At 37.2% G+C, this 25,194-nt stretch carries 25 protein-coding genes and 3 pseudogenes; 16 read left to right on the top strand and 12 right to left on the bottom strand.

The genetic code is table 11. The annotated features are described in order from the left end of the window. Positions 1 to 85: 85 nt before the first annotated feature. Entirely contained in the window at positions 86 to 2,098 is a 2,013-nt protein-coding gene (gene uvrB, locus ACLKMH_RS08990) for an excinuclease ABC subunit UvrB (RefSeq protein WP_413701686.1), read from the bottom strand. A gap of 826 nt (positions 2,099 to 2,924) precedes the next feature. On the opposite strand from uvrB, the gene ACLKMH_RS08985 reads away from it, so the two are divergent. Together ACLKMH_RS08985 and ACLKMH_RS08980 are read left to right on the top strand one after the other, a co-directional pair. Continuing rightward, positions 2,925 to 3,515 (top strand): YajG family lipoprotein, encoded by a 591-nt coding sequence (locus ACLKMH_RS08985; RefSeq protein ID WP_413701685.1) that lies wholly within the window; start codon positions 2,925 to 2,927, stop codon positions 3,513 to 3,515. A gap of 22 nt (positions 3,516 to 3,537) precedes the next feature. Beyond that, a complete protein-coding gene (locus ACLKMH_RS08980; RefSeq protein WP_413701684.1) occupies positions 3,538 to 4,083 on the top strand; it encodes a peptidylprolyl isomerase in 546 nt (181 codons plus the stop codon). 66 nt (positions 4,084 to 4,149) lie between these two features. On the opposite strand, the gene rluB is transcribed toward ACLKMH_RS08980, so the two are convergent. The 3 genes and pseudogenes from rluB to rnm form a co-directional block, all read right to left on the bottom strand. Beyond that, a complete protein-coding gene (gene rluB, locus ACLKMH_RS08975; RefSeq protein ID WP_413701683.1) occupies positions 4,150 to 5,037 on the bottom strand; it encodes a 23S rRNA pseudouridine(2605) synthase RluB in 888 nt (295 codons plus the stop codon). Between the two features lie 138 nt (positions 5,038 to 5,175). Next, a pseudogene (locus ACLKMH_RS08970) lies at positions 5,176 to 5,795 on the bottom strand (L-threonylcarbamoyladenylate synthase). A 133-nt stretch (positions 5,796 to 5,928) separates the two neighbouring features. Next, positions 5,929 to 6,801, bottom strand: coding sequence for an RNase RNM (gene rnm, locus ACLKMH_RS08965; RefSeq protein ID WP_413701682.1), 873 nt, complete (start codon positions 6,799 to 6,801; stop codon positions 5,929 to 5,931). Positions 6,802 to 7,182: 381 nt separating this feature from the next. Here rnm and ACLKMH_RS08960 point away from each other — a divergent pair, with 381 nt between their 5' ends. From ACLKMH_RS08960 to trpA, 6 genes and pseudogenes are all read left to right on the top strand, one after another. Continuing rightward, positions 7,183 to 8,718, top strand: a complete 1,536-nt coding sequence (locus ACLKMH_RS08960) for an anthranilate synthase component 1 (protein ID WP_413701681.1) — start codon at positions 7,183 to 7,185, stop codon at positions 8,716 to 8,718. Between the two features lie 75 nt (positions 8,719 to 8,793). After that, a complete protein-coding gene (locus ACLKMH_RS08955; protein WP_413701680.1) occupies positions 8,794 to 9,429 on the top strand; it encodes an aminodeoxychorismate/anthranilate synthase component II in 636 nt (211 codons plus the stop codon). Positions 9,430 to 9,445: 16 nt separating this feature from the next. Continuing rightward, the gene (gene trpD, locus ACLKMH_RS08950) at positions 9,446 to 10,450 is read left to right on the top strand and encodes an anthranilate phosphoribosyltransferase (protein WP_413701679.1); all 1,005 of its coding nucleotides are present in this window, start codon (positions 9,446 to 9,448) and stop codon (positions 10,448 to 10,450) included. Beyond that, on the top strand, positions 10,444 to 11,853 hold the full coding sequence (gene trpCF, locus ACLKMH_RS08945; protein ID WP_413701678.1) for a bifunctional indole-3-glycerol-phosphate synthase TrpC/phosphoribosylanthranilate isomerase TrpF: 1,410 nt from the start codon (positions 10,444 to 10,446) through the stop codon (positions 11,851 to 11,853). Before trpD ends, trpCF begins: the two co-directional genes overlap by 7 nt. 42 nt (positions 11,854 to 11,895) lie before the next feature. Then, entirely contained in the window at positions 11,896 to 13,083 is a 1,188-nt protein-coding gene (gene trpB / locus ACLKMH_RS08940) for a tryptophan synthase subunit beta (protein WP_413701677.1), read from the top strand. After that, positions 13,083 to 13,894 (top strand): annotated as a pseudogene (gene trpA, locus ACLKMH_RS08935) (tryptophan synthase subunit alpha). The gene trpB and the pseudogene trpA overlap by 1 nt, the downstream one beginning before the upstream one ends. A 68-nt stretch (positions 13,895 to 13,962) precedes the next feature. Here trpA and ACLKMH_RS08930 read toward each other — a convergent pair. The 8 genes and pseudogenes from ACLKMH_RS08930 to ACLKMH_RS08895 all read right to left on the bottom strand — a co-directional run bounded on the left by ACLKMH_RS08930 (position 13,963) and on the right by ACLKMH_RS08895 (position 19,202). Beyond that, positions 13,963 to 14,391, bottom strand: a complete 429-nt coding sequence (locus ACLKMH_RS08930) for a response regulator (RefSeq protein ID WP_413701676.1) — start codon at positions 14,389 to 14,391, stop codon at positions 13,963 to 13,965. Positions 14,392 to 14,414: 23 nt separating this feature from the next. After that, positions 14,415 to 15,395: an ATP-binding protein gene (locus ACLKMH_RS08925; protein WP_413702297.1), complete on the bottom strand. Its 981-nt coding sequence runs from the start codon at positions 15,393 to 15,395 to the stop codon at positions 14,415 to 14,417. Then, positions 15,314 to 16,334, bottom strand: a pseudogene (locus ACLKMH_RS08920) (CHASE domain-containing protein). Before ACLKMH_RS08920 ends, ACLKMH_RS08925 begins: the two are co-directional and overlap by 82 nt. 227 nt (positions 16,335 to 16,561) lie before the next feature. Next, on the bottom strand, positions 16,562 to 17,908 hold the full coding sequence (locus ACLKMH_RS08915) for a putative bifunctional diguanylate cyclase/phosphodiesterase (RefSeq protein ID WP_413702296.1): 1,347 nt from the start codon (positions 17,906 to 17,908) through the stop codon (positions 16,562 to 16,564). A gap of 8 nt (positions 17,909 to 17,916) precedes the next feature. Beyond that, positions 17,917 to 18,255 carry a response regulator gene (locus ACLKMH_RS08910; protein ID WP_413701675.1) on the bottom strand — a complete coding sequence of 113 codons (339 nt, stop codon included), beginning with the start codon at positions 18,253 to 18,255 and terminating at the stop codon, positions 17,917 to 17,919. Positions 18,256 to 18,432: 177 nt separating this feature from the next. Further along, complete coding sequence (locus ACLKMH_RS08905; protein ID WP_413701674.1) at positions 18,433 to 18,723, bottom strand: hypothetical protein; 291 nt, start codon at positions 18,721 to 18,723, stop codon at positions 18,433 to 18,435. Further along, positions 18,663 to 18,899, bottom strand: coding sequence for a phosphohistidine phosphatase SixA (sixA, locus tag ACLKMH_RS08900; protein ID WP_413701673.1), 237 nt, complete (start codon positions 18,897 to 18,899; stop codon positions 18,663 to 18,665). The genes ACLKMH_RS08905 and sixA overlap by 61 nt, the downstream gene beginning before the upstream one ends. A gap of 162 nt (positions 18,900 to 19,061) precedes the next feature. Further along, the gene (locus ACLKMH_RS08895; protein ID WP_413701672.1) at positions 19,062 to 19,202 is read right to left on the bottom strand and encodes a TIGR02808 family protein; all 141 of its coding nucleotides are present in this window, start codon (positions 19,200 to 19,202) and stop codon (positions 19,062 to 19,064) included. 197 nt (positions 19,203 to 19,399) lie between these two features. Between ACLKMH_RS08895 and ACLKMH_RS08890 the strand changes: the two genes are divergently transcribed. From ACLKMH_RS08890 to ACLKMH_RS08855, 8 genes are all read left to right on the top strand, one after another. Continuing rightward, positions 19,400 to 20,359: an AAA family ATPase gene (locus ACLKMH_RS08890; RefSeq protein WP_413701671.1), complete on the top strand. Its 960-nt coding sequence runs from the start codon at positions 19,400 to 19,402 to the stop codon at positions 20,357 to 20,359. Next, positions 20,359 to 20,610, top strand: a complete 252-nt coding sequence (locus tag ACLKMH_RS08885) for a DUF58 domain-containing protein (protein ID WP_413701670.1) — start codon at positions 20,359 to 20,361, stop codon at positions 20,608 to 20,610. Before ACLKMH_RS08890 ends, ACLKMH_RS08885 begins: the two co-directional genes overlap by 1 nt. Then, entirely contained in the window at positions 20,567 to 21,211 is a 645-nt protein-coding gene (locus ACLKMH_RS08880) for a DUF58 domain-containing protein (RefSeq protein WP_413701669.1), read from the top strand. Before ACLKMH_RS08885 ends, ACLKMH_RS08880 begins: the two co-directional genes overlap by 44 nt. A 63-nt stretch (positions 21,212 to 21,274) precedes the next feature. Beyond that, positions 21,275 to 22,687 carry a DUF4381 family protein gene (locus ACLKMH_RS08875; protein ID WP_413701668.1) on the top strand — a complete coding sequence of 471 codons (1,413 nt, stop codon included), beginning with the start codon at positions 21,275 to 21,277 and terminating at the stop codon, positions 22,685 to 22,687. A 51-nt stretch (positions 22,688 to 22,738) separates the two neighbouring features. After that, positions 22,739 to 23,821 carry a vWA domain-containing protein gene (locus ACLKMH_RS08870; protein WP_413701667.1) on the top strand — a complete coding sequence of 361 codons (1,083 nt, stop codon included), beginning with the start codon at positions 22,739 to 22,741 and terminating at the stop codon, positions 23,819 to 23,821. 4 nt (positions 23,822 to 23,825) lie between these two features. Further along, positions 23,826 to 24,428, top strand: coding sequence for a tetratricopeptide repeat protein (locus tag ACLKMH_RS08865; protein WP_413701666.1), 603 nt, complete (start codon positions 23,826 to 23,828; stop codon positions 24,426 to 24,428). After that, positions 24,425 to 24,571, top strand: a complete 147-nt coding sequence (locus ACLKMH_RS08860; protein WP_413701665.1) for a hypothetical protein — start codon at positions 24,425 to 24,427, stop codon at positions 24,569 to 24,571. The genes ACLKMH_RS08865 and ACLKMH_RS08860 overlap by 4 nt, the downstream gene beginning before the upstream one ends. Before the next feature lie 30 nt (positions 24,572 to 24,601). Next, a complete protein-coding gene (locus ACLKMH_RS08855; protein WP_413701664.1) occupies positions 24,602 to 25,147 on the top strand; it encodes a BatD family protein in 546 nt (181 codons plus the stop codon). The last annotated feature ends 47 nt before the right edge of the window (positions 25,148 to 25,194 follow it).

The following is a 25,194-nucleotide window of genomic DNA, read 5'->3' as shown; positions in this document are numbered from 1 at the left end:
TAGATTATGAAGATCACATTTATTTTTGATCATACAATAGGCTTATTTAGCACAGATAAAATTAACCTTAAAGGCTCGCTTTGTCTTAGCCCATTTTTAGCAACTGCTCATGTAATTTAGCAACGTCATCACGTAATTGAGCGGCTTTCTCAAACTCCAATTCTTTAGTAGCGACAAACATCTGTTTTTCGAGTAATGAAATCTGTTTAAGAATATCTTGTTCACTGTGCACTTCATAATTAGCTTTATACTCTGCCACTTTGGCAAGCTTACTATTTCCTTTTTTAAGATTACGTTGGCCTAATTGCATCACATCATTAACTTCTTTGCTTAATCCCTGTGGGGTAATGGCATTATCAAGGTTAAATTGGTGCTGTAATTCACGTCTGTCTTCAGTCACCTTAATGGCCTTTTGCATTGAGCCGGTTATTCTATCCGCATATAAAATCGCTTTACCTTTAAGGTTTCGCGCATGACGTCCCATAGTCTGAATCAAAGAACGCTCTGAACGTAAAAAACCTTCTTTATCAGCATCTAATATTGCAACTAATGATACCTCTGGAATATCCAAGCCCTCACGCAATAAATTAATACCAATTAATACATCAAATACACCTAAACGTAGATCTCGAATAATTTCTACTCGCTCAACGGTATCAACATCAGAATGCAAATAGCGCACTTTTATGCCATGTTCATTTAAATAATCCGTGAGATCCTCGGCCATTCGTTTTGTTAAGGTGGTCACCAAAACACGTTCCTGCAGTGGTAAACGTAGGTTTATTTCTGAGAGTAAATCATCTACCTGTGTATTAACAGGACGTACTTCAATCACAGGATCTAACAGACCTGTTGGGCGGATCACCTGACGTACCACATCCCCCTGCGATTTTTCAATTTCGTAATCACTTGGCGTCGCTGAAACATAAATCGTTTGCGGTGCAATTTTTTCAAACTCTTCAAATTTCATTGGTCGATTATCTAATGCAGAGGGTAAACGAAACCCATAATTGACCAGATTTTCTTTACGGCTTCTATCACCTTTGTACATAGCGCCAATTTGAGGCACTGTGACATGGCTTTCATCAATAATTAACAAACCATCCTTAGGAAGATAATCAAATAGCGTAGGTGGCGCGGCACCGGGTTCTCTTCCTGACAAATAACGAGAATAGTTTTCTATTCCCGAGCAATAGCCTAATTCATTCATCATTTCGATATCATATAAAGTACGTTGCGATATACGTTGTTCTTCAATTAATTTATTTTCTGCTAAAAATTGTTTTTTACGTTCATTTAATTCTAACTTTATATTATCGATTGCTTTTAGGATCTGCTCACGGGGCGTAACATAATGCGTTTTAGGATATACAGTCACACGAGGGAGATTATCTAAGGTTTGCCCAGTTAAGGGATCAAAGACAGTTATTTTTTCTACCTCATCATCGAATAATTCGATACGTAGGGCATCACTTTCTGAGTCAGCCGGAAATATATCAATCACTTCTCCACGTACTCTAAAAGTGCCTCGACTTAATTCCGTTTCATTACGGTTATATTGTAGATCGACTAACCGCTGTAAAATTTCACGACTAGAAATAATCTCCCCTACCGTCAGGTGCAACATCATTTTCAAATAAGCTTCAGGATCACCTAGGCCATAAATAGCAGAAACAGAGGCCACCAGTACAACATCTTTACGTTCTAGCAAGGCTTTAGTGGCAGACAAACGCATTTGCTCTATATGTGCATTAACAGTCGCATCCTTTTCGATAAAAGAATCAGAACTTGGAACATATGCCTCTGGCTGATAATAATCATAATAAGAAACAAAATATTCTACTGCATTATTTGGAAAAATTCCTTCATCTCTCCATAAAGCTGAGTCGCAAGGGTCTTGGTTCGGAGCCAGAATGACCGTCGGCCGATTTAGGGTTGCAATGGTATTCGCGAGGGTAAATGTTTTACCAGATCCGGTCACACCTAATAAGGTTTGAAAGGCAAGACCTGCTTCGATGCCTTCCACTAACTGGTTAATTGCGTTGGGTTGATCACCTGCTGGTAAAAAAGGAGATGAAAGCTGAAAAAGTTTTTTCATATTAGGCCTCAAAATATACACAACACTAAATACATGGAAGAATTAAGAATCATTAACAATATTGCACAATAAGTCATTTAAGTTGAATAATAGCACGAAATCACTATTTTCAGACATTAACAATTCATTAACAGAGTTATTCAAGCAAATCCAGTTTTAAAGCGATTATTAATGCAACAGTAGGTTTACAACGATCTTAGGCTTTGCAATGAATAAATAACCAATTAGCAGTGTTCATAAAATAAACAATAAAAACTAACATTTTAGAAGCCTTGTCAATGAAAATTTTCACCTTAAAATAAAAATAATTAACAGAAAAAATGTTGACTTTAGGTTTTTATAAAAACACTAAAAAAACATCAAACAAAAACTAATAAACAGCTATTGACATACATAACTATTTGTTTTTAAATAAGTTTACTTTTTGAGTGTTTTTACAACAATCTAATGCAAAGCAAGTAACCATCAGCCTTACAGCTACTTTTCAAATAAAGCCCCACAGAGTTATCCACAGAAAAAGTGGATAACCACTGCTAACCTAGAGTACATCAGCGCTGTAGCAAAGTGATAGGATTTTTTGAAAGATCTTTCACTATAAATGAATAAGTAGGTTTGATCATGTTTTGTACAAAAAAAGATAAATACTAGAAATAAGCAATACTGGCTAACGCTAAACAGTAAATAACAAAACAACATAAATATATTGCATTTATAAGCTGTTTTTAAAAAGTTAATATTAGAAATGCCTAAAAAGCGCTCGTTCACAAAACTTATTTAATAAGTTTGTTATGCTAGCACCTTAATTAGCAAATATAGGAAGATCCCTTTGAACATTCATTTATTAAAATTAGTCGCTATTTTATTGTCTACCCTACTCTTAGCGACCTGCTCAAGTACCCCTACTAGTTTAGAATTAACCCCTAAATTGCAGGGAAATATCACTGGAGAGCCAGTTCAAAGCCAGCAAGATTGGTTAATAAAAAGTAAAGACTTGCGCACAGCTCGTTATCTTATCGCGATCAGTTCCGGTGATGAGGTCGCTCAACTCATCAATGAATCAACAAGTACACGCCAGACTGTAGAACGACTATTGCAACATAATTGGCAGAAGCAAGGTCACCTCTTTACTAATAAAGAAAACCATAGTCACCAGATAGAAATTCAATTGATCAAATTATTAGCTGAAGTTGAACAGAGAACACTCAGTCATGAGACAGAAATAAATGCTATTATTAAAGTGCAATTACAGTCTAACCAACGTACCTATAGCAAAACCTTCCGATCTCATTATGAAGAGAAATCTCCACTTAGTGCTAAAGTTAACTCTTTAGCGACTCAATTAAATGAACAATTATCGCAATTACTAGAACAAATTCTTCAAGACGAAGAACTTAACAACAAACTACTTAACCTTTAAAATTTACCATTAGGAAAATATAATGAAACTGCTTTTATCTCTTTTTATTCTGTTCCTCAGCCACAGTAGCTTTGCGACTGAAAATCCGACCGTGATGATGGATACCTCCAAAGGTCAAATAACCATAGAGCTATTCCCTAATGAAGCGCCTAAAACAGTAGCTAACTTTTTAGCTTATATTGAAAAAGATGGTTATGAAAATACTAACTTTCACCGTGTAATAAATGGTTTTATGATCCAAGGAGGTGGATTTTCTGCCGACACTGGCAAGCGAGTTGATACATTAGCACCTATTGAAAATGAATCTACTAATGGTGTCAGTAATAAACGAGGCACAATTTCCATGGCACGTACTAACGCTCCGCATTCGGCATCGCGCCAATTCTTTATTAACCATAAAGATAATGCATTTTTAGATGCTAACGTAAATAAATGGGGTTATGCAGTGTTTGGTCAAGTCACATCGGGAATGGAAGTTGTTGATAGTATTGCAGTCGTGCAAACTGCTGGCGCAGACAAACCAATTCAGTCTATCGTGATTAATAGTATTAAATTACTCACGAAATAATTTTAAAAGGTCCACAAAACATTTATGTGGACCTTTATCGCTTTATCGCTTTGTAGATTAAGATAACTAGCTACGAGTTCGAGAAGTACTACGTCGACGTTCAGTTGATTTACGATGTTGTGCATGTTTTTTCACAGCTCGGCGAATACGAGCCTGTGTATTTTTGGTTTTATTGTCATCCACACGAACTTTACTTTCCGTTTCCTTAGGCATATCCACTAATTTTCGGAAATAGTTCACTTCTTTTAAGTTAAGTTCAGTCCAACCACCCTGTGGTAATTGCTTGTCCAGATGCAGGTGACCATAACGCACACGCATTAAACGGCTTACTTGAACGCCTTGGCTTTCCCACAAACGACGCACTTCACGGGTACGACCTTCTGTTAATACAACATGGTACCAACGATTAATACCTTCACCGCCGGCTTCTTTTCCTGACTCTTTAATTGCCAAAAATTTAGCTTCACCATCCTCTAGCTTAACACCCGTGCGTAAACGGTTAAGCATAGCTTCATCCACTTCACCAAATATACGTACGGCATATTCACGCTCGACTTCACGGCTAGGGTGCATCATTCTATTAGCAAATTCACCATCAGTGGTAAACAGTAATAACCCAGAAGTGTTAATATCTAAACGCCCGATTGAAATCCAACGGCTCCCATTTAATCGAGGCAAACGCTCGAAAACGGTTTTACGGCCTTCTTCATCACTACGAGTACAGACTTCACCTTCTGGTTTGTTGTAGGCTAACACACGACAAACAGTTGCTTCTTCAGTGATATATTTCACTACAAAGCCATCTAAACGTATCACTTGGTTTTCGGTTACACGTTCACCTAAACCAACCACTTTACCATCAACACTAACACGCCCTTCAGCGATTACTGTTTCCATTTTACGGCGCGAACCTTTACCTGCGCGCGCTAATACTTTTTGTAATTTTTCACTCATTGAAACTTTCCTTTGGGTAATTCACATTATGCCAAACAAGAAACCGCTTATAGCTAAAAGCCTTAAGGCTTGAAGCAAAAAAAGAGGCTACTTTATGCTTTGCTATGTTTTGCTTTCCGGCCTTCCAGCCTTACAGCTTTACTGGAACGGGGTTAGGTCTCCCGCCCCTCTCTTGCGATGACAACATCGTCATCTGAGAAATCAATCACTGTGGTGGGTGATTCACCTAAATAACCACCATTAATGATCAGATCTACTCTATTTTCTAAAAGATCGCGAATCTCTTCGGGATCAAATTCTGTACTTTCTTTACCTGGCAAAATTAAGCTGGTTGTCATTAACGGTTCGCCTAACTCTTCTAGTAATGCCAATGCTATCGCATTATCAGGAATACGAATACCAATCGTTCGTTTAGTCGGATTCATTAAACGCTTTGGTAATTCTTTGGTGGACTTAAAAATAAAAGTATAAGCCCCTGGTGTATTACTTTTTAATGCTCTGTAGGCCTGATTATCAACTAATGCATAATTGGCTATTTCAGAAAGATCTCGACATACTAGGGTAAAATTATGCTTTTTATCTAAGGATCTAATTTTACAGATACGATCAAGGCCACGTTTATTATCCATTAAACACCCAAGTGCATAACCAGAATCGGTCGGATAGATAATAACGCCACCTTTTTTAATAATCTCCACAGCCTGTTTCATCAAACGTACCTGTGGGGTATCTGGGTGAACATAAAAAAATTGACTCATAAAAATCTTCTTTTAAATTTAATTCGTAATTACTAAGTTCGTCGCTATTAAAGCGCTGTTTTTATGGATTAAGTATATTCTACAACTGTGCAGAAATAAGCCATTTATTGATTGTTTTTTAAAACAAAATTAATCAATCTACTCTTTCTGCTAATTGCTCACTTAATTGATTATATATTGGCCAATCTAACCACAAGGGTTTAGCTATTTCAGGCAAATGTAAGGCTTTACCTAAATCACGCCAGCGTCCTACAAAATGAAAGTCACTGCCCTGCGATGCGAGTAAATTATATTCTTCACTCCACATTGCTAACTGCAAACGTACCTGTGGTGATTGTTGCCCCATGGCAACTTCCATCGCATCACCACCAGCGACTTTAAACTCAACAAATAATCGGCGCATCCACTTATTAGAAAGATGGTAATGATTTGGGTGCGCTAAAATCGCCTGTCCACCAGCTTGATGTATCACGTCAATGGCATATTCAATATCTACCCAATTATGAGGGACATAACCTGTGTTGCCTCGGCTTAAGTATTTATCGAATACTTTTTGAAATGTAGGTGCGACACCTTGCTCAACTAAATAGCGTGCAAAATGAGCGCGCGTAATCGCACCTTCACCAGCTAATGCTTTTGCACCTTCATAAACCCCTTCAATATTTGCTTTAGCAAGGCGCCTACCCATCTCCACTGCACGTGATTCACGCTTTTCTTTTTGTAACTCAATCAGTTCTTTTAAAGCCGAGTTATTAGGATCAATATTCACCCCAACAACATGAATCTCATGATTGAGCCAATTAGTGGTTATTTCAATACCATTAATTAAGGTTAATTTTAATGACTTTTCTTCGATGGCTTGTTTTGCTTCAAGCAAACCATCTACCGTATCATGGTCGGTAATGGCTAATATATTAACCTGACGATTAGCGGCACGATTTACCAATTCTGTCGGAGTTAATTGACCATCAGAAGCCGTAGTATGTGAGTGAAGATCAATTAACATAATTTAATTACCTGAAAAGCGAGTTAGCTTAAAAACATCTTGACATTAAAGGCGTAATCGCAAAAAATGGTACCCATAATTTCTGGGACGCATCATATATGATTTTTAATACAATTACTCTTACTGATTCTTGGTGGCACTCATTCTCTTAAGCGAGCAATGAGGTTTTTGTATAGTTATTAATAAGTAAATATTCCCAAACCAAATTTAAAGCTCGCAAATTGCGGGCTTTTTTTGTTTTTAGGGTTTGAGAAATAAATTGAAATAAAGAATGAGGGAATATGAAAGAATTAAACATCATCTTTAGTACAGATTGGCGATGGCGAAAATAATCAAAGACTTAATATTCAACGCCAACTTATTAAACAAGGAATACTCAAGATGAACACACACCACCCAATCGGGGTTTTACGTACTCTACAAACAGAATGTGAATATATTCAAGACTCATTAGGTCTATTCAAAAAAATGAGTGAGAATAGCGCCAATCATATTCTCTTCGACTCGGCAGAAATAGATTCTAAGGCGCACCTGAAAAGCCTAATGTTAGTTGATGCCTGTTTAAAAATAACCTGTAACGGATTAACAGTCACACTCGACTCTCAAACTGATAATGGTAAAGACTTAATTACCTTTATTACGCCCAAATTTTCCATTGAACTTATCACTCAACAATCTCCTAGCCAATTAGTTTTACAATTCCCAGAATCTGATAGTAGTGGTGATGAAGATAGCCGACTAAAATCAGCCTCACCAATGGATGCTATTCGTTTTATTATTGAACAAATTAAAAAACAATCATCACATCCGCAGGCTTTATTTTTAGGTGGTATTTTTGCCTATGACTTTATCGCTAGCTTTGAAGATATCGGTGATGTCCCCGATAGTGACAATTGTTGCCCTGATTTTGTTTTTTATGTTGCAGAAACCTTGATGATCCATGACCATCAGACACAAAAAAGTGAAATTATTGGCTCTGTTTTTGGTGGTTTATACAGTGATGAAAATCATGTCCGCGTTTCAACCCGCCTTGCTGAAATTCAAAATTTATGTCGCAACTTTAGTCCCTATGCGAATAAACAGATTGCACTCGAAGGTAAAATATCAGTAGATGTCAGTGATCAAGAATACTGCGACATAGTTAATAAGCTAAAAGAGAATATTGTCAAAGGGGATATTTTCCAAGTTGTTCCTTCGCGTAGTTTTTCTTTGCATTGCCCTAACCCTTTAGCGGCTTACGCAAAATTAAAACAAACCAACCCTAGCCCTTACATGTTTTATGTAAAAGACAGTGATTTTATCCTTTTTGGTGCTTCACCTGAAAGTGCTTTGAAATACACAAAAACAAGCAATGAAGTCGAGATTTATCCGATTGCAGGGACTCGTTCTCGTGGTTTTAATAAAGATGGCACTATCAGTAAAGATTTGGATAGTCGTTTAGAGCTAGAGCTACGTTTAGATAAAAAAGAAACTTCAGAGCATCTAATGCTTATAGATCTCGCCCGTAATGATGTTGCACGTATCAGTGAACCAGGTTCACGTCATGTCGCAGACTTATTACAAGTAGATAGATACAGCCATGTTATGCATTTGGTTTCACGAGTAGTCGGTCAATTACGTGCTGATTTAGATGCCTTACATGCTTATCAAGCCTGTATGAATATGGGCACATTAGTAGGAGCGCCTAAAATTCGCGCCTCTCAATTAGTCCGTGATGTAGAAAAGAAACGCCGTGGTAGTTATGGTGGCGCTGTAGGTTATATTAATGGTGAAGGCGATATGGATACCTGTATTGTTATTCGTAGTGCTTTTGTAAAAGACGATATTGCTCATGCTCAAGCGGGGGCTGGCGTAGTATTTGATTCTGTACCACAACTTGAAGCTAATGAAACTCGCCAAAAAGCAGTGCAGTATTAAATGCGATTGCCTTAGCACACGGTACGACATTAAAAGCTGTTCAAGAGCCAGTTCAAACAACACAAGGAGAATAACATGAGTACTTTAAATACAGAGTCAAAAAAGACCACGTTATTTTTCTTAGATAACTTTGATTCGTTTACCTACAATTTAGTAGATCAATTTAAAGCGCTAGGTTATCCGGTAAAAATTTATCGTAACAATCAAAGTGCCAGTAAAATAAAACAACAAATTGATGACTGTGAAAATAGCAGTGATGATAGCAAGGCAGTGCTTATTTTATCACCTGGCCCAGGTACACCAAGCGCGACGGGCTGTTTAATTGAACTGATTGGTTTATGTCGAGGGCAGATCCCAATGATTGGTATTTGTTTAGGCCATCAAGCCTTAATTGAACAATACGGTGGCGTTGTTGGCGGCGCTGATGAAATAATGCATGGAAAATCATCCTTAATCAGTCATTGTGGCGACCGTATGTTTAGTGGTTTAAGCCAACCACTTTCAGTTGCGCGTTATCACTCATTAATTGGTACAACTGTGCCTGAGTCGCTAGAAGTAATTGCTGACTTTGAAGGCATGTGTATGGCAGTTTATAACCAAGCAGATCGCGTTATTGGCTTTCAATTCCATCCGGAATCAATTTTGACCTGTGAAGGTGCCAACTTACTCGAAAATAGTCTGAATTTTGTCACTAATATAGAAGCCCAATAGGCAAGGGAGTAAATAAATGGATATTTTAGAACAGTTATACCAGGGTCGCTCCTTAAGTGTTGAGCAAAGCGAAATATTTTTTGCAAAGGTCGTTAATGGAGATGTTGACCCTATTATATTATCTTCTGCCCTTACCGCTCTGAAGATGAAAGGCGAAAGCATTAACGAAATTACGGGTGCGGCTAATGCACTACTTGCTAAAGCTAAAGCCTTTCCTCGCCCTGACTACCCTTTTACCGATATCGTTGGAACAGGTGGAGATGGACTTGGTACCATTAACATTTCTACAGCTAGCGCAATTGTTGCGGCCAGCTGTGGTTTAAAAGTGTGTAAACATGGTAGTCGAAGCGTATCAAGTAAATCAGGCTCTTCGGATTTACTGGCGGCCTTTGGTGTTAATTTAGATATGAGTCCTGAAGTGGCTCGTAAATGTTTAGATGAACTTAACCTGTGCTTTATTTTTGCACCCGCTTATCATGCTGGTATGCGCTTTGCGGCCCCCGTTCGAGCGACTCTGAAAACACGATCTATTTTTAATGTATTAGGTCCATTGATAAACCCTGCTCGCCCTGAATACGAATTAATGGGTGTTTATGCACCTGAATTACTAAAGCCCATTGCACAGGTGCACCAACAACTAGGCATGAAACGTGTGATGGTAGTATTTGGAAGTGGACTTGATGAAATCGCCTTGCATGGTGAAACGCAGGTCGCTGAATTAGTCGCTGGTGAAATTAAAGAATACACCTTAACCCCTGCAGATTTTGGTGTTCAATCTTATCCTTTAGAGTCTATTTTTGGTGGTACACCAGAAGAAAATAAAGTCATTATCGAAGATATTTTACAGGGCAAAGGCACAGATGCTCAACAGGCGACCGTTGCCATTAATACTTCAGCTTTATTAGTGATTAATGGTTTTGCCGATGATTTCAAAGCAGGAACCACAATGGCTATAGAAGCAATGAAGAATGGTAAGCCATTACAATTAGTACAAAAATTAGCGGAGATGAGCCAGTGTTAAACGATAGTAGTTTACAAGATACGATTTTAGGTAAAATCGTCGATGATAAAATTGAATGGGTTAAGCAACGCCAATTACAACAACCACTGATCCAATTTAAGGATGAGCTCGTAGATAGTGATAGACATTTTTACAAAGCCCTTGACCAAGAAGAAAGTGTTTTTATTTTAGAGTGTAAAAAAGCATCACCGTCAAAAGGATTAATACGTCCTGAGTTTGATTTAGATTTAATCGCTAATGCTTATAAAGAGCACGCTAGCGCGATCTCAGTATTGGCAGACGAAAAATACTTTCAAGGTAGCTTTGATTACATCACTCAGGTACGTGACATCGCTACTCAACCAGTGCTGTGTAAAGATTTCATTGTTGATACCTATCAAATCTACTTAGCACGTCATTATAAAGCCGATGCTATTTTATTAATGTTATCGGTATTAGATGATGATGCTTATCAAGCTTATCGTGACACGGCACATAGTTTAAACATGGGTGTGTTAACGGAAATTAGCAACGAAGAAGAACGTATCCGTGCGATTGCGCTGGGTGCAAAAGTGATTGGTATTAATAATCGTAATCTTCGTGATATGAGTATCGACCTTGAGCGAACTAAAGAATTAGCTTCAAAAATTCCTGCTGACCGTATTGTGATTAGTGAGTCAGGTATTTATCACCATAGCCAAGTAGTTGATTTAAGTAAACATGCTAACGGGTTTTTAGTTGGTAGTTCGATTATGAGTCAAGATGATATTGATTTAGCCTGCCGTAAATTGATTTTAGGTGAAAATAAAGTTTGTGGGTTAACTCATGCCCATCAAGCCAGGTGTGCTTATGAAGCAGGGGCTATTTATGGTGGACTTATTTTTGTCGACGCATCTCCGCGTTTTGTTGATACCGAAGAAGCTCGCCAAATTATGACTGGCGCGACGCTTAAATATGTTGGTGTTTTTCAAAATGAAGACCCGGAATTAATTGCTTACACAGTTAAACAACTAGGACTTTCAGTTGTGCAATTGCACGGTGATGAAACACCTAAAGATGTTAAAACTTTACGTACACTTTTACCTAAAGACTGTCAGATTTGGAAAGCCCATGGAGTGAGTGAATCTCTGCCTGAGTTTGAAAAATTTAATGTTGATAAACATCTACTTGATACACGCATTGGTAAACAAACCGGTGGCACAGGCAAAGTATTTGACTGGTCATTATTGGCTGAAAGCAATATAGATAAAAACAAGGTGATGTTAGCAGGCGGATTAACACCAGAAAATGCTAAACAAGCATCTTTAATTGGTGTAGCAGGATTAGACTTTAATTCTGGCCTTGAAAGTGCACCAGGTAAAAAAGATCCACAAAAAATTATCAATGCATTTAGTGAAATTAAAAAATACATGTTAAGAGCATAAGTTAGCATAATTGAAAGGCATAATTTGAAAGGTATAAATAAAATGGAAAAATTAAATCCTTATTTTGGACAGTTTGGTGGTATGTATGTGCCACAAATTTTAGTTCCTGCATTAAAGCAATTAGAAGCAGAATTTATAAAAGCACAAACATGCCCTGACTTTTTAGCAGAGTTTTCAGAATTATTAACAGAGTACGCAGGTCGCCCAACGCCACTTACTTTGTGTCGTAACTTAACCAAGGGTAAAAAAAGCAAGTTATACTTAAAACGCGAAGATTTATTACATGGTGGAGCGCACAAAACTAACCAGGTATTAGGCCAAGCTTTATTGGCAAAGCGTATGGGGAAAAACAAAATTATAGCTGAAACCGGTGCAGGACAGCATGGTGTTGCTACAGCGATTGCCTGCGCATTATTAGGTTTAGAATGTAAAATTTATATGGGTGCCGTGGATATGGAACGTCAAGAGCCAAACGTCTTCCGTATGCGTTTAATGGGCGCAGAAGTAATTGCCGTACATTCAGGAGCATCAACCCTTAAGGATGCCTGCAATGAAGCGCTTCGCGATTGGGCTGGTAGCTATGAAGAAACTCATTATTTATTAGGCACAGCCGCGGGCCCTCACCCCTTCCCAATTATTGTGCGTGAATTTCAAAAAATGATTGGTGAAGAAGCTAAGCAACAGTGTTTGAAAAAAGAAGGCATTTTACCTAACAAAGTCATTGCCTGTGTCGGTGGTGGTTCTAATGCCATTGGTTTATTTACTGATTTTATTGGTGATGAATCCGTTGAGCTAATTGGCGTTGAGCCAGGAGGTCATGGTGTCGAAACTGGTGAGCATGGTTGTCCTATATCACATGGTTCAAAGGGTATCTTTTTTGGTATGCATTCATTAATGATGCAAGACGAACATGGGCAGGTACAGGAGTCGTACTCAATTTCAGCAGGACTTGATTTCCCATCTGTAGGGCCACAACATGCACATTTAGCTGAAACAGGTCGTGCACAATATGTGAATGCAACCGATGATGAAGCATTATTTGCATTTAAAGAATTAGCACAAAAAGAAGGGATTATTCCTGCATTAGAATCTTCCCATGCTCTAGCGCATGCCTTAAAAATTATTGAGCAGGATGATAAAGAACAAATCATTATTGTTAACTTGTCGGGACGAGGTGACAAAGATATTTTCACTGTTGCTGATATATTTGAAAAAAGAGGAATGATGTAATGACAACACGTTATCAAGATTTATTCGCTAGCTTAGAAGCTAAAAATCAAGGTGCCTTTGTTCCTTTTGTTACTATTGGTGATCCGAATAGTGAATTATCTTTAAAAATTATCGATACTTTAGTGAAGTCAGGTGCAGATGCACTTGAACTTGGAATTCCCTTTTCTGATCCTGTTGCTGATGGTGCGGTAATTCAAGATGCCTCAACACGTGCTCTTGAAGCAGGCGCCACACCTGATGGTTGTTTAGCGATAATAAAAGAAGTGCGTGAATTGCACCCTACTGTACCGATTGGTTTACTTTTGTATGTCAATTTAGTTTATAGAAATGGTATCGAAAACTTTTATCAACGTTGTGCAGAAGCGGGTGTCGATTCTTTATTAATTGCAGATGTGCCTCTAGAAGAAAGTGCACCTTACCGCTAGCATTGCTGAAAAATTTGGTTTACAGCAAATTTTTATCGCACCACCAAACGGTGATCAAGAAACACTAAAACAAGTCGCTCAATTTGGGCAGGGTTATACTTATCTATTAAGTCGCGCAGGTGTAACGGGTGCAGATGCTAAAGCAGGAATGCCTGTGGAGCACATGTTATCGACGTTAAATCAATACAATGCGCCACCTTCTTTACTTGGATTTGGTATTTCTAAACCAGAACAAGTGAAAGAAGCCATTAGTTCTGGAGCGAGCAGGTGCTATTTCTGGCTCTGCGGTAGTGAAAGTGATTGAGAAAAATTTAGCTGATGAAGATAAATTATTAGAAGAAATGACAGCCTTTATTAGTTCGATGAAGCAGGCAACTTTGCTTTAATTATTTAAAAGTGGGTTAGTTATTTATTAACTGATCCACTTTTATTAACCCATTCCCAATAACAAAAACTAAGTGCCAGGTAACTCTACTATTCTCCAATAACAATCTAATAGTTTGACTAATTCTTCAAAGCCATTTTCCAGTCTTTCTTTAACAACATAACCAGCAATATTATGGTTATAAGCGACGACTTTATCTTCATCATCTTTACTCGTTGTTAAAACAAAAACAATACTGGTATTCAATGTCGCATCTTTTCGAATTTCCTCTAGGAAAGCTATTCCTCCCATTCTAGGCATATTCAGATCTAACAGAATAATATAGGGATTTACTACAGTATCATCTCTAAGCAATTCTAGTGCGACAACACCATCCTTAGCTCTCACAATAGGATTTGCAATTCTTAACTTTTTAAATGCACGAGCAACCATTTTTGCATCAATATCATCGTCTTCAACCAATAGAATTGTTGCGTCTTTGTAATTTTCGTTTTTCATTTTTTCTCCTGGTTGTGCTCTCTTTAACTTTGCTTAGGCCAAGTAAAAGTAAAGCAAGTGCCCTCTTTTCCATCTGACTCTACGGTAATTGAACCATTATGATGATCTAGTAATTTTTTAATAATCGCTAGCCCCATACCACTTCCTTCCACTTCATCACGAGGTTGTAAGGTCTTAAATAATTCAAAAATTTGTTGGTGATATTGCTCTGGAATTCCTGGGCCGTTATCTTTAATAGAGAATTGATAATATCGAGGGAACTCTTTACTACTAACTGTAATGACGCCGTCTGTTCTATTGTTATGCTTAATGGCATTACCAATTAGATTTCTTATAATTGTTTCAAAGGGGGAAACGGAGGATTTAATGACTGGCATATCCTCTTGGCAAACTAAACTTATATCATGAGATGGACATTGTAAATCAAAGATATTTAAAACAACCTCTTTTGTATCAATCTCTTGTATATCCCCTTCTTTTCGGCCGATATGAGAATAATCAAGTAAATCCTCCAATAATTTTTCTAAACGTTTGGTTCTGTTCATCAGAAGCGATAAGTTCACTTTAGTATCTTCATCGGCAAAATCATCAATATCTTCTTCGATCCATAAAGCCAGTTGCATAATGCCTCGTAAAGGCGCCTTTAAGTCATGGGATGCAACATAAGCAAAATCATTGAGTTCTTTATTACTGCGTTTTAATTCTTCGGTTATTTTTACATATTTTGTCATATCAATAATGGTTGCGAGTGTTTTCGATTTATCACCATTATAAAATTGTGCGAGACCTATTTCGATAGGAAATTCACCTCCTGATTTAGTTAAACCAAATATATTTCGGCCAATACCCATTCGTCTTTGTGAAGGATTGTCATTAAAGTTTTGACGATGCTGAGAATGATTTTTTTGATGCCTTTTAGGGATCAGTAAATCAATTTGTTTACCCAACATTTCAACTTCACTATAACCAAATAAGGTACAGGATTGAGTATTAACCGTTTCAATATTGCCCTTGTTATTAACAATAATAATGCCACAGGGAGTACTTCCGTTATATTTCTATAATATTCTTCTTTGATCGACAACTCATGAGTCATATGTTTAGCTAAAGCAACAGCACGTTGTTGTGAACGAGTTAATGTGATGAACAATAACAACAACATAATATTAATGGCTATACCACCAGTAAGAATAATGATCGGTTGGTATGAACTGGTTTCACTTTCAAAGTTAAGATCGCTCTGAATATGGAATGTCCACTCTCGACCATACATATCTAGCTTAGCTTCTTTGTACAATAAGGGTTTATTCCCATAGCTTGGGTTAGCGAGTGTTAACTCATCATAAAGAATATGATTCCCATCAACCACTCTGAATATTAAATGTCGCTGATCCTGTTCAAATTGCAGTGCGCCATTAATCAATTTAGACATGATGAAAGGCGCATAAACATGCCCTACAAAATGCTTTTTACGTAGTGCTGGTGTATCGATGTTTTGACTATTATAAAAAGGCACATATTGTAAAAATCCTGGTGGTTCGCTTGTTATCCTGCACTAAAACAATTGGGCCAGTAATTTGCGTCGTACCTGTATCTCTCGACTTTCTAGTCGCATTCAGTCTATTCGACTCAAAAGCAATATCTAAACCAACTGCCTGTGCATTAATTGCGAATGGTTCTATATAAGTGATTGGCCAAAATTCTTGCTGTGAATGTTGTGGGTGAAGCTTAAAATCAGGCCGATATTGTCGTTGTTGATCAAGGAATTGCTGAATATTTTCAGGTTTTACCTGATATATAACACCAATACCATTAACCCCTGGATAAGTTTGACTTAAATTTAAAGTATCTGAAAAACGCGCCCATTCTTCGACATAAGTTTTTTGAGAAATGGACTGAATGGCGCGAGCACCTACTTTTAGCGCAACTTCATAGTGAATCATACGTTCTGAGATTTGGCTTAAAATCTGTTCAGACTGAAAATTAAATAATTCCTCTCTGTTATGTTTTACTTGATTGTCTGATATTTTCCAGGCGAGAATTGTTAATAAGATAGAAGAAAATATAACTAACCAATGCTTCCAGTGTAAAAGCATTTTGTTTTCCTGCGACTTTTTTATCATGAAGTTATTTCCAAAGCGATATTTAAAATAGACGCTTTCTGGTCAATTTATTTAAAAATATTTTTTTCAATTTCTGAAGCGGGTATTGGTTTTGAATAATAATACCCTTGAACACGCTGAATATTAAGTCTTTTACATAATTCGACATGTATTTGAGTTTCCAACCCTTCGGCAACAACATCTAAACCTAAAATCGTCGCCATCGCAACAAGCCCTTCGACTAAGGCACTATTTTTAGCATCTAAGTTACTTTCAGGCATCAGTGTTTTATCAATTTTAACAACAGAAATAGGATGATTTCTAAGGTGAGCAATAGATGAATAGCCAGTACCAAAATCATCTAAAGATAAGCGACACCCGGTTTCTGTTAATCCAGCAATAACTTGTCTTGAGGTTAATGTATCTTTAAATAAAGCGGTTTCTGTTAATTCAATTTCTAGTAAATGTGCTGGTACTTTATATTTAAATAAACAATCAACCAAAAAGTCGACTATTTCGATATTTCTTAATTGCACTGCGGATACATTAATTGACATAGTATAAGGGTCTTTTAAACCATTATTCCATTTCGCCAAAGTAGAAATAGCATTTTCAATCACCCACAAACCAATAGGTATAATTTGTCGCGTTTCCTCTGCTATTTGAATAAAGGCATCAGGGGCTCTGGTTTCACCATCAATATTCCAACGAATAAGCGCTTCAAAACCTTTCACTCGCTCACTTTTAGGCTCTATAACGGGTTGGTAATATAATTGAAACTGTTGTTTTTCAAGGGCAACTCTTAACTCAACTTCAGTTTGTAGACGATTATGAAACTTTTCCTGCATTTCATGCTCAAAAAAACACGCTTGATTACGTCCCCATTTTTTAGCCCGATACATTGCAATATCAGCATGTTTAAAAATTTCTTCACTGGTTTCATTGTTATTAAGATGAAGCGCAATACCAATACTCACGGTTGAATGGATCGGAGTAGATACTATTTCTAAGGGCTTTTGCATGGCATTAATAATACGTTGAGCAACTATGCTTGCATGTTCACTACTTTCAAGATCAGTTAATGTAATGGCGAATTCATCACCACCTAATCGTGCAAAAATCTCATTTCCTCGAAGGCAAGACTTAATTGTGGCAACGGTTTTCTTGAGAAAAATATCACCGATATCATGACCAAAATTATCATTTATTAATTTAAAATTGTCGATATCTAATAATAAAAGTGCCAGGGTATTATTTTTTCGACGATTATTAGCTAGGGCTAATTTTAAAGACTCATCAAAAAAATAACGATTAGGTAATCCGGTTAAAGAATCTGTTTCAGCTAATACTTTTACTTTTTGATAGGTTTCATAGAGTTTATTTTCTAAATCATGCCTCGTAGTAGAGTGAAGAATAGCGCGTCTTAATTTTTTTCCGATATTTCTGACTTTATCAAAAAGTCCTGTGCGCCAGCCTTAATACATTCAAGAGCAATCTCTTCATCTTCTGAGGTACTCATCATCACAATGGCAGTACTTGAGCCTTGGGGTGCGCTCCTGATTTCAACAATCATTTCAATGCCATCTCGCATAGGCAAATTATAATCAAGCAAGACCACATCAAATACTTTTTCAGAGTTTAACTTTAGACCTTGGTCAACGGTCAAAGCCTCAGTAATGTTGACTGCTAAGTTGCTCTTTTTTAAAGTGCGAATGATAACCGCTCTATCAACGGAGTCATCATCAACTAACAGAATTTCCATTAATTATCCTCAATTCTATTGCCTACAAAATCAAATTTTGATGTGTGCCATTTAAAGTGATCAATTAGAAAATAAATTAAATATTTATTGTTCTTATAGTTATCACAACTTTAAATAAATAGTGTAGACCAAATAAAATATATGTCACTGCAAGGACAGAACAATAACGATAATAACTTACAATTGAGAGACTCGCGTTAAGCTATGCAATTGTCCGAAGCCGTTTTCATCTAATTCAACGTGAGCAACCGCAGAGGTTGTAAAGGCAGGTACACCGGCTTCTGGCGCTAACTCTCCAACAATATAACCAACCAAGGGTAAATGCGAAACAATTAATAGGGATTCAACCCCGCTAGCCTGTAAAGCAAGAATTTCATTTACGGATTTAGAGGCACTGCCACTGGGTGTTAAGGATTTAATGATTTGTACATTGGATATCTCAGGAAAAAAGGACGTACTGATTCCCAAGTTTGCTGAGCACGTAAGTAAGGACTTACCATAACGGCATCAAAGCTCACTTTTTGATTAGCCAAACTACTTGCCATCATTTCCGATTCTTCTCGGCCAAGTGCAGTTAACGCTCGCTCTGAATCTGAATTTGCCATCATTTCAGCTTGTCCATGACGCATAATATATATTTGCATTTATTTTCTCCAAGTAACCAGCGAAGGCCAATCCAGTTAATACTAGTACTAATTTGGATTTTTTTGATCGTTAATGTTGTGAGTATATTTAGCTAGCAAAAAAAAGCTTTCTAAAAGATTAGAAAGCTTATCAATATTTACTGCGCTACTATAGTTTTTATTTCAATCTTCAATAGGAGTATTACCTGTCATTTTTAAAATTGCGCTAGCAACAACAAAAACACCAATAAATCCACCTAAAAAGATCACAGGCATTGCGACGTAACCTAATGTGTGCCAAATAATTGATTCTAATGCGCTCATGTTTATATCCTTTAGCCGTTAAAATAAATTGTTATTTGTTAATAATACGTAAATGATTTAAAAAAACCTGTTTGAAATCATAAAATTTTATATCTATATATAAATTAGGGAACTTTATTATCTTTTAACTGACTGTTATTATTCACTAATTATCATTCAATGATGTCTAGAAATAATACTTTAAGAAGAATTTTAACATGGTAAAACAACAACTTGATGCGCTCCGCGCATACCTTAATAAAATGATTATTGGTCAAAGTGAACTCGTTGATGGTCTATTAATTGCACTATTAGCGGATGGGCATATTTTAGTAGAAAGTCCGCCAGGGCTTGCAAAAACACGTGCCATTAATGCACTTTCGGATGGCATTGAAGGAGATTTTCATCGTATTCAGTTTACCCCAGATCTTTTGCCTTCGGATTTAACTGGTACAGATATTTTCCGCCAAGAAACGGGAGAATTTATTTTTGAAAAAGGACCTCTTTTTCATAATCTAATATTGGCAGATGAAATTAATCGCGCCCCAGCAAAAGTGCAATCAGCACTTTTAGAAGCAATGGCGGAACATCAAATAACAGTGGGTAAAACAACCTATCAGTTACCTGAATTATTTTTAGTAATGGCAACACAAAACCCACTAGAACAAGAGGGAACCTATCCATTACCAGAAGCTCAATTAGACCGTTTTATTATGCATTTGGAACTTGATTACCCAGATGCTGATACCGAAAAACAGATTCTAGCGCTTAATCATAAAGAAATTTTAAAACAAAAAGTTGCCGAAGTAACTCCGCTTCTTAACGAGCAAATATTTGCCATTCGTGAAGAAATTATGAACATCAATATTGCCCCACACTTAGAGCAATATTTAATAGACCTGATCATGGCAACACGCCAACCAGCACGTTATGGCGAGCAACTAAAAGATTGGATAAGTTATGGCGCTAGCCCACGAGCGACACTTGCTTTAATGCGAACCGCTAAAGCGCGTGCATGGCTTGATAACCGAGATTATGTAATGCCCGATGATATTATTCAAAACCTTTATCCGGTATTACGCCACCGCCTCATTTTGAGTTACGAAGCAGAGGCTCAGGGCATCAATGCTAACCAAGTAATTAAAGAAATCATTAACCAAGTCGCGTTACCAGCATAATGACCATAGCACTATTTCAAAATACCCCTTATCAGACAGGAGTAGATATCCACCTCGATGAGCTGTTAAGTTACAAGCAACAGGAAAAATTACAGCTTCAACCTCGTGCAACGGCTAATTACCAACAATTAGCTGGTAATTACTTAGCCAAAGTAAAAGGCCGAGGTATGGAGTTTGCTGAGGTGCGTCATTATCAAGCTGGCGACGATGTTCGCACTATTGATTGGTCAGTTACCGCACGAACCAGGTAAAGCGCATACTAAATTATTTCATGAAGAAAAAGAGCGCCCTGTTTTTATTTTGTTAGATCTTTCTGACAGTATGATTTTTGGTAGTCAGTTTGTGTTTAAATCAGTTCAAGCTTGTCATTTAGCATCACTGTTAAGTTGGCAAGCTAAACAACGAGGAGATCGTTTAGGTGGAATTGTATTTAATCAACAACAGGTTGCCGAACTAAAACCTACTGGACGAAGTAAAGGTTTGATGCGTTTTTTACATCAAAGCCAACAATTATGCGTCGCACAGCCTTTTAAAAAACACGACAATCAACAAGCTTTATTTAGACAGCTAAAACGCTTATCTCGCTTAGTGCAAACGGGAAGCCAAATTCATTTGATCAGTGACTTCTCTCAGCTTGATAACAACGCAGAAAAACTGTTAACACTAATAAATCGTCATAATCAAATTAATGCCTGGCAAATAAGTGATCCTTTAGAGCAAGATCTACCTAAAAATGCACTTAATGCTCGACTAAAAATTAATAGTTTAACGGGCGCTGGTTTTTTAAAACAAACGCCTCTAAGACCTATCAAACAGCGGCTTCACAACGCCAACAAAAAATACAACAGGTGATGATAAAACACGGGATCCCACTTTATCACGTTAGTGCATCATTACCATTAATGGAGCAGTTTCATGTCCCCGCTCGATAATCAAGATCCCCTTGCACAGTTAAATGATATTGCGGCGCTCACACCACCAAGTTGGTTTCCGCCAGCGCTGATTTATTGGGAGTTGCTATTTACCAGCATTATTTTGCTTGCCGGTGGTTATTACTTGATTAAAAAAATAAATAAACAGAAGAAACAACAACAATTATTCCTACTAAAACTGAAGCAATTACAGCAACAAAAGGCGAGTTTTATTTCTCTTAATCAATTATTAAAAGGTTGTGCTTTACATTATTTCCCACGCCAAGACGTCGCCTCATTACACGGTGAAGCTTGGTACGAATTTTTGCAACAATACGCAGCTATTGCGCTGTTTAACAACAAACAAGATTTTATATATCGCTTATATCAAAGCAACGATCAAAATTGCCAAGAGAAAGATTTCTCCGAAGCAAAACGCTGGATCATTGAATTACCAAAACAAATAAAAAAGCATAATCAGAAACAGGAAAAAAAGATGTTTGAGTTTATCCATCTTTGGATTTTTATTCTATTACCACTGCCGTTATTAGCACGATATTATTTAAAGGCTAAACAACGAGACTATACTCAGGTCTGGCTCCCTTTGGCACAAGGTATTACAAGCCAACAAACTGATATTCAGACAAAACCTATTAATGCCTTTATTCCTTGGCTAGTTTGGTTTTTATTACTCTGCTCATTAGCCAAGCCAATTTGGTTTGCCGAACCAATTCGCTTACAGCAAGCTAGCCGAGATATGATCCTTTCATTAGATCTTTCTGGCAGTATGCAAGAGGTTGATATGCAATTAGAGGGTAAAACGGTAGATCGTTTAACTCTAGTGAAAGATTTATTAAATAAATTTATTGAACAACGTCATGGTGACCGTTTAGGTTTAATATTGTTTGCCGATCATGCTTATTTACAAACACCACTTACCTTTGATTTAAGAACCATTACTGAGATGGTAGCTGAAACAGAGCTCGGGTTAGTTGGTCAAAAAACAGCGATTGGAGAGTCCATTGCACTTTCCATTAAACGTTTTGTTGAAAATAAAAATGAGCAACGTGTGCTCATTTTATTAACCGATGGCGCTAATACCGCAGGGGTTATTGACCCCATTCAGGCGACTCAACAGGTCGCCAAAAATAATATTACTATCTATACCATAGGTATCGGTGCAGATGAAATGATCCGTAGAAGCTTCTTTGGCAATCAACGAGTTAATCCATCCGCAGACCTAGATGAAAAAAGCTTAACCGAGATTGCTAACTTAACAGGAGGAAAATATTTCCGTGCAAGAAACCAACAAGAATTACAGGAAATCTACCAACAACTCAATTTATTAGAGCCCATTGACAGCGACTTTTTAGAGTTTAGACCTGAAAAAACCTTTTTTACTGGCCACTTTCCCTAGCTTTTATCATTTTAATATTATTCAGACTCTATTTATCATTAAGGGGGCGTTATGTTGCTTGAAATGACCTTCATGCCACTTGAATTTCTGCGACCTCTTTGGTTGTTAGGATTAATCGCTTTGTTAATATTTGCACTGTTAAAGCATAAGCAAAATAAACTCTCTGGTGAGCAAGCTTTAATAGCGTCGCATCTAAGTGCCAATATCGTGACTAAAGCATCACATTCAAAACCACATTGGTTTGCTTTTTACAGTGCCCTAGCTATTGCTTGTATGGCACTTTCAGGCCCGACAATACGAAGCATTGATATGCCTGTCTATGAGATGGAAAAAGCCCAAGTAATTGCTTTTGACTTGAGTTACTCCATGTATGCAACAGATATAAAACCAAATCGCTTAAGCCAAGCAAAATTTAAAGCGATTGATCTTATTAAGCAATGGAGTGAAGGTGAAAAAGCAATGATTGCCTATGCTGGAGATGCTTTTACAGTTGCCCCACTTACTCGCGATGGTAATGCCATTATCAATCATATTCCACATTTAAGCCCAGATATAATGCCTGTTCGGGGTTCGCGCGCAGATTTAGCCTTAGCAAAAGCAATTGAGTTATTAAAGAATGCTGGTTATTCACAGGGGCATATTGTTTTTATTAGCGATGACATTAGCGAAGCTCACGCCAAAGAAATGATAACAATGTTAAAAGATGAAAATTGGATTGTTTCTATTTTAGCTGTCGCTACAGTACAGGGAGCGCCTATTACTTTATCCGATGGCTCATTATTAAAAAGCCCTTCGGGTGAAATTGTTGTGCCTAAATTATCAGCGCAACCGCTTTATGATATTGCTAAAGCTGGTCAAGGTTTATATCTTACAAGTAGCAATAATAGCCAGGATATTAATCAGCTAGGACAATATTTTGCGCATATTCAAAAAGATGAAAATAGTGAAAGTTCATCAAATGCTAGTGCATCAGACCAATTTTCAATAGATGATGGTTATTGGCTAACCTTTTTATTATTACCATTGTGTTTATTGTTATTCAGAAAAGGGGTTATTTTTGCACTTCTATTCGCTATTTATCTTCCTTTAACCAGTGCCCCCGTTAAAGCGAGCAACCGAGACCACCGAAGCTAACAAAGTGAACAGCTCAATCTGGAAAAATAATCAGCAAAATGCTTTTCAAGCTTATCAAAATGGCCAATATCAGATCGCTAGCGAACGCTATGATAGTCCACTAGAAAAAGGCAGTGCTTTATATAAAAATAAACAATTTGAACAAGCCCTAGAACAATTTACCAAAGCAACTGAATTAGATCCTAGCAATGCAGATACTTTTTATAATCAAGGTAATAGTTATGCTCAGTTGCAACAGTTTGATAAAGCCATTGAAGCCTACGATAAAGCCATCGCTATTCAACCAGATATGACACAGGCTAGCGAAAATAAAAAAATTATCGAAGAAATTAAAAAGCAACAGCGACGAGAATCAAGAACAGAATCAAGACTCACAACAACAGAATCAAGAGCAAGACTCAGAAACAGGGCCAAGGGCAGAACCAAGAGCAACAATCACAACAACAGAACCAAGAGCGACAACAGGATTCAGAACAACAATCTAAAAATGAACAACAAAAAACAGAACAACAAGAACAACAACAGGAAGAGCAACAAAAACAGCAAGCTGAGCAACAACAAGACCCAGATCCCGCAGAGGATGAACAACAGCAACAGCAAGCAATGATGGATAAAACAGATCAAGACAATAATCAGGAGTTAGAGGAATTACCTAATTGGCTTAAAAATATGCCTGACGATCCCTCTATTTTATTACGTCGAAAAATGCGACGAGGAATATCAAAAGCGCGCTCAATCTCAACCTGTTAAACAACAACAAAATACTGGAGTTATTTGGTAATGAAAAACACATTCTCTTTATTGGCTCTTTTACTGACGACTTTATTGATGAGCTTGCCAGTGCATTCAGCAATACAAGCAAGTGCAAGTGTCAGTGACACCAATATTATATTAGGTGATATTTTTATACTAACAGTGAGCATTAATGATAATGACGATGACTACCAATTAGATACTCGTCCACTTGAGAAAGACTTTACTGTTTACCTGCCTTCGCAATCGAAAAGAAGCGAGTTTATTAATGGTTCCTTTAGCCAGAGAACAGAATGGCGTGTGCGTCTGCAAGCGCAAAAAGAAGGTACATTTACTATTCCATCTTTTAAAATAGGAGATTACCTCACCGAGCCGATTGAAATTAAAGTTAGTGAACTCTCTCAGGCAAATATGACAACACAAGATGATATTTTCATTGAAAACAGTATCAACAAAGATAGTGTTTATATCGGTCAATCATTTATTTTTACCACTAAATTATACATTTCAAAGAATAGTAATGATCTCGACTTAAAAGCCCCTACTTTGAAGGTGTTGAAAGTGCGGTATTAGGTCAGGATAAAACCAACCAAAGGATCAGAAACGGTATTCGATATAAT

The organism is Psychromonas sp. KJ10-10, from assembly GCF_047323245.1.
Taxonomy (GTDB): Bacteria; Pseudomonadota; Gammaproteobacteria; order Enterobacterales; family Psychromonadaceae; genus Psychromonas.
Note: the sequence above shows the minus strand (reverse complement) of the source record. Positions and strands in the feature narration are given on the sequence as shown.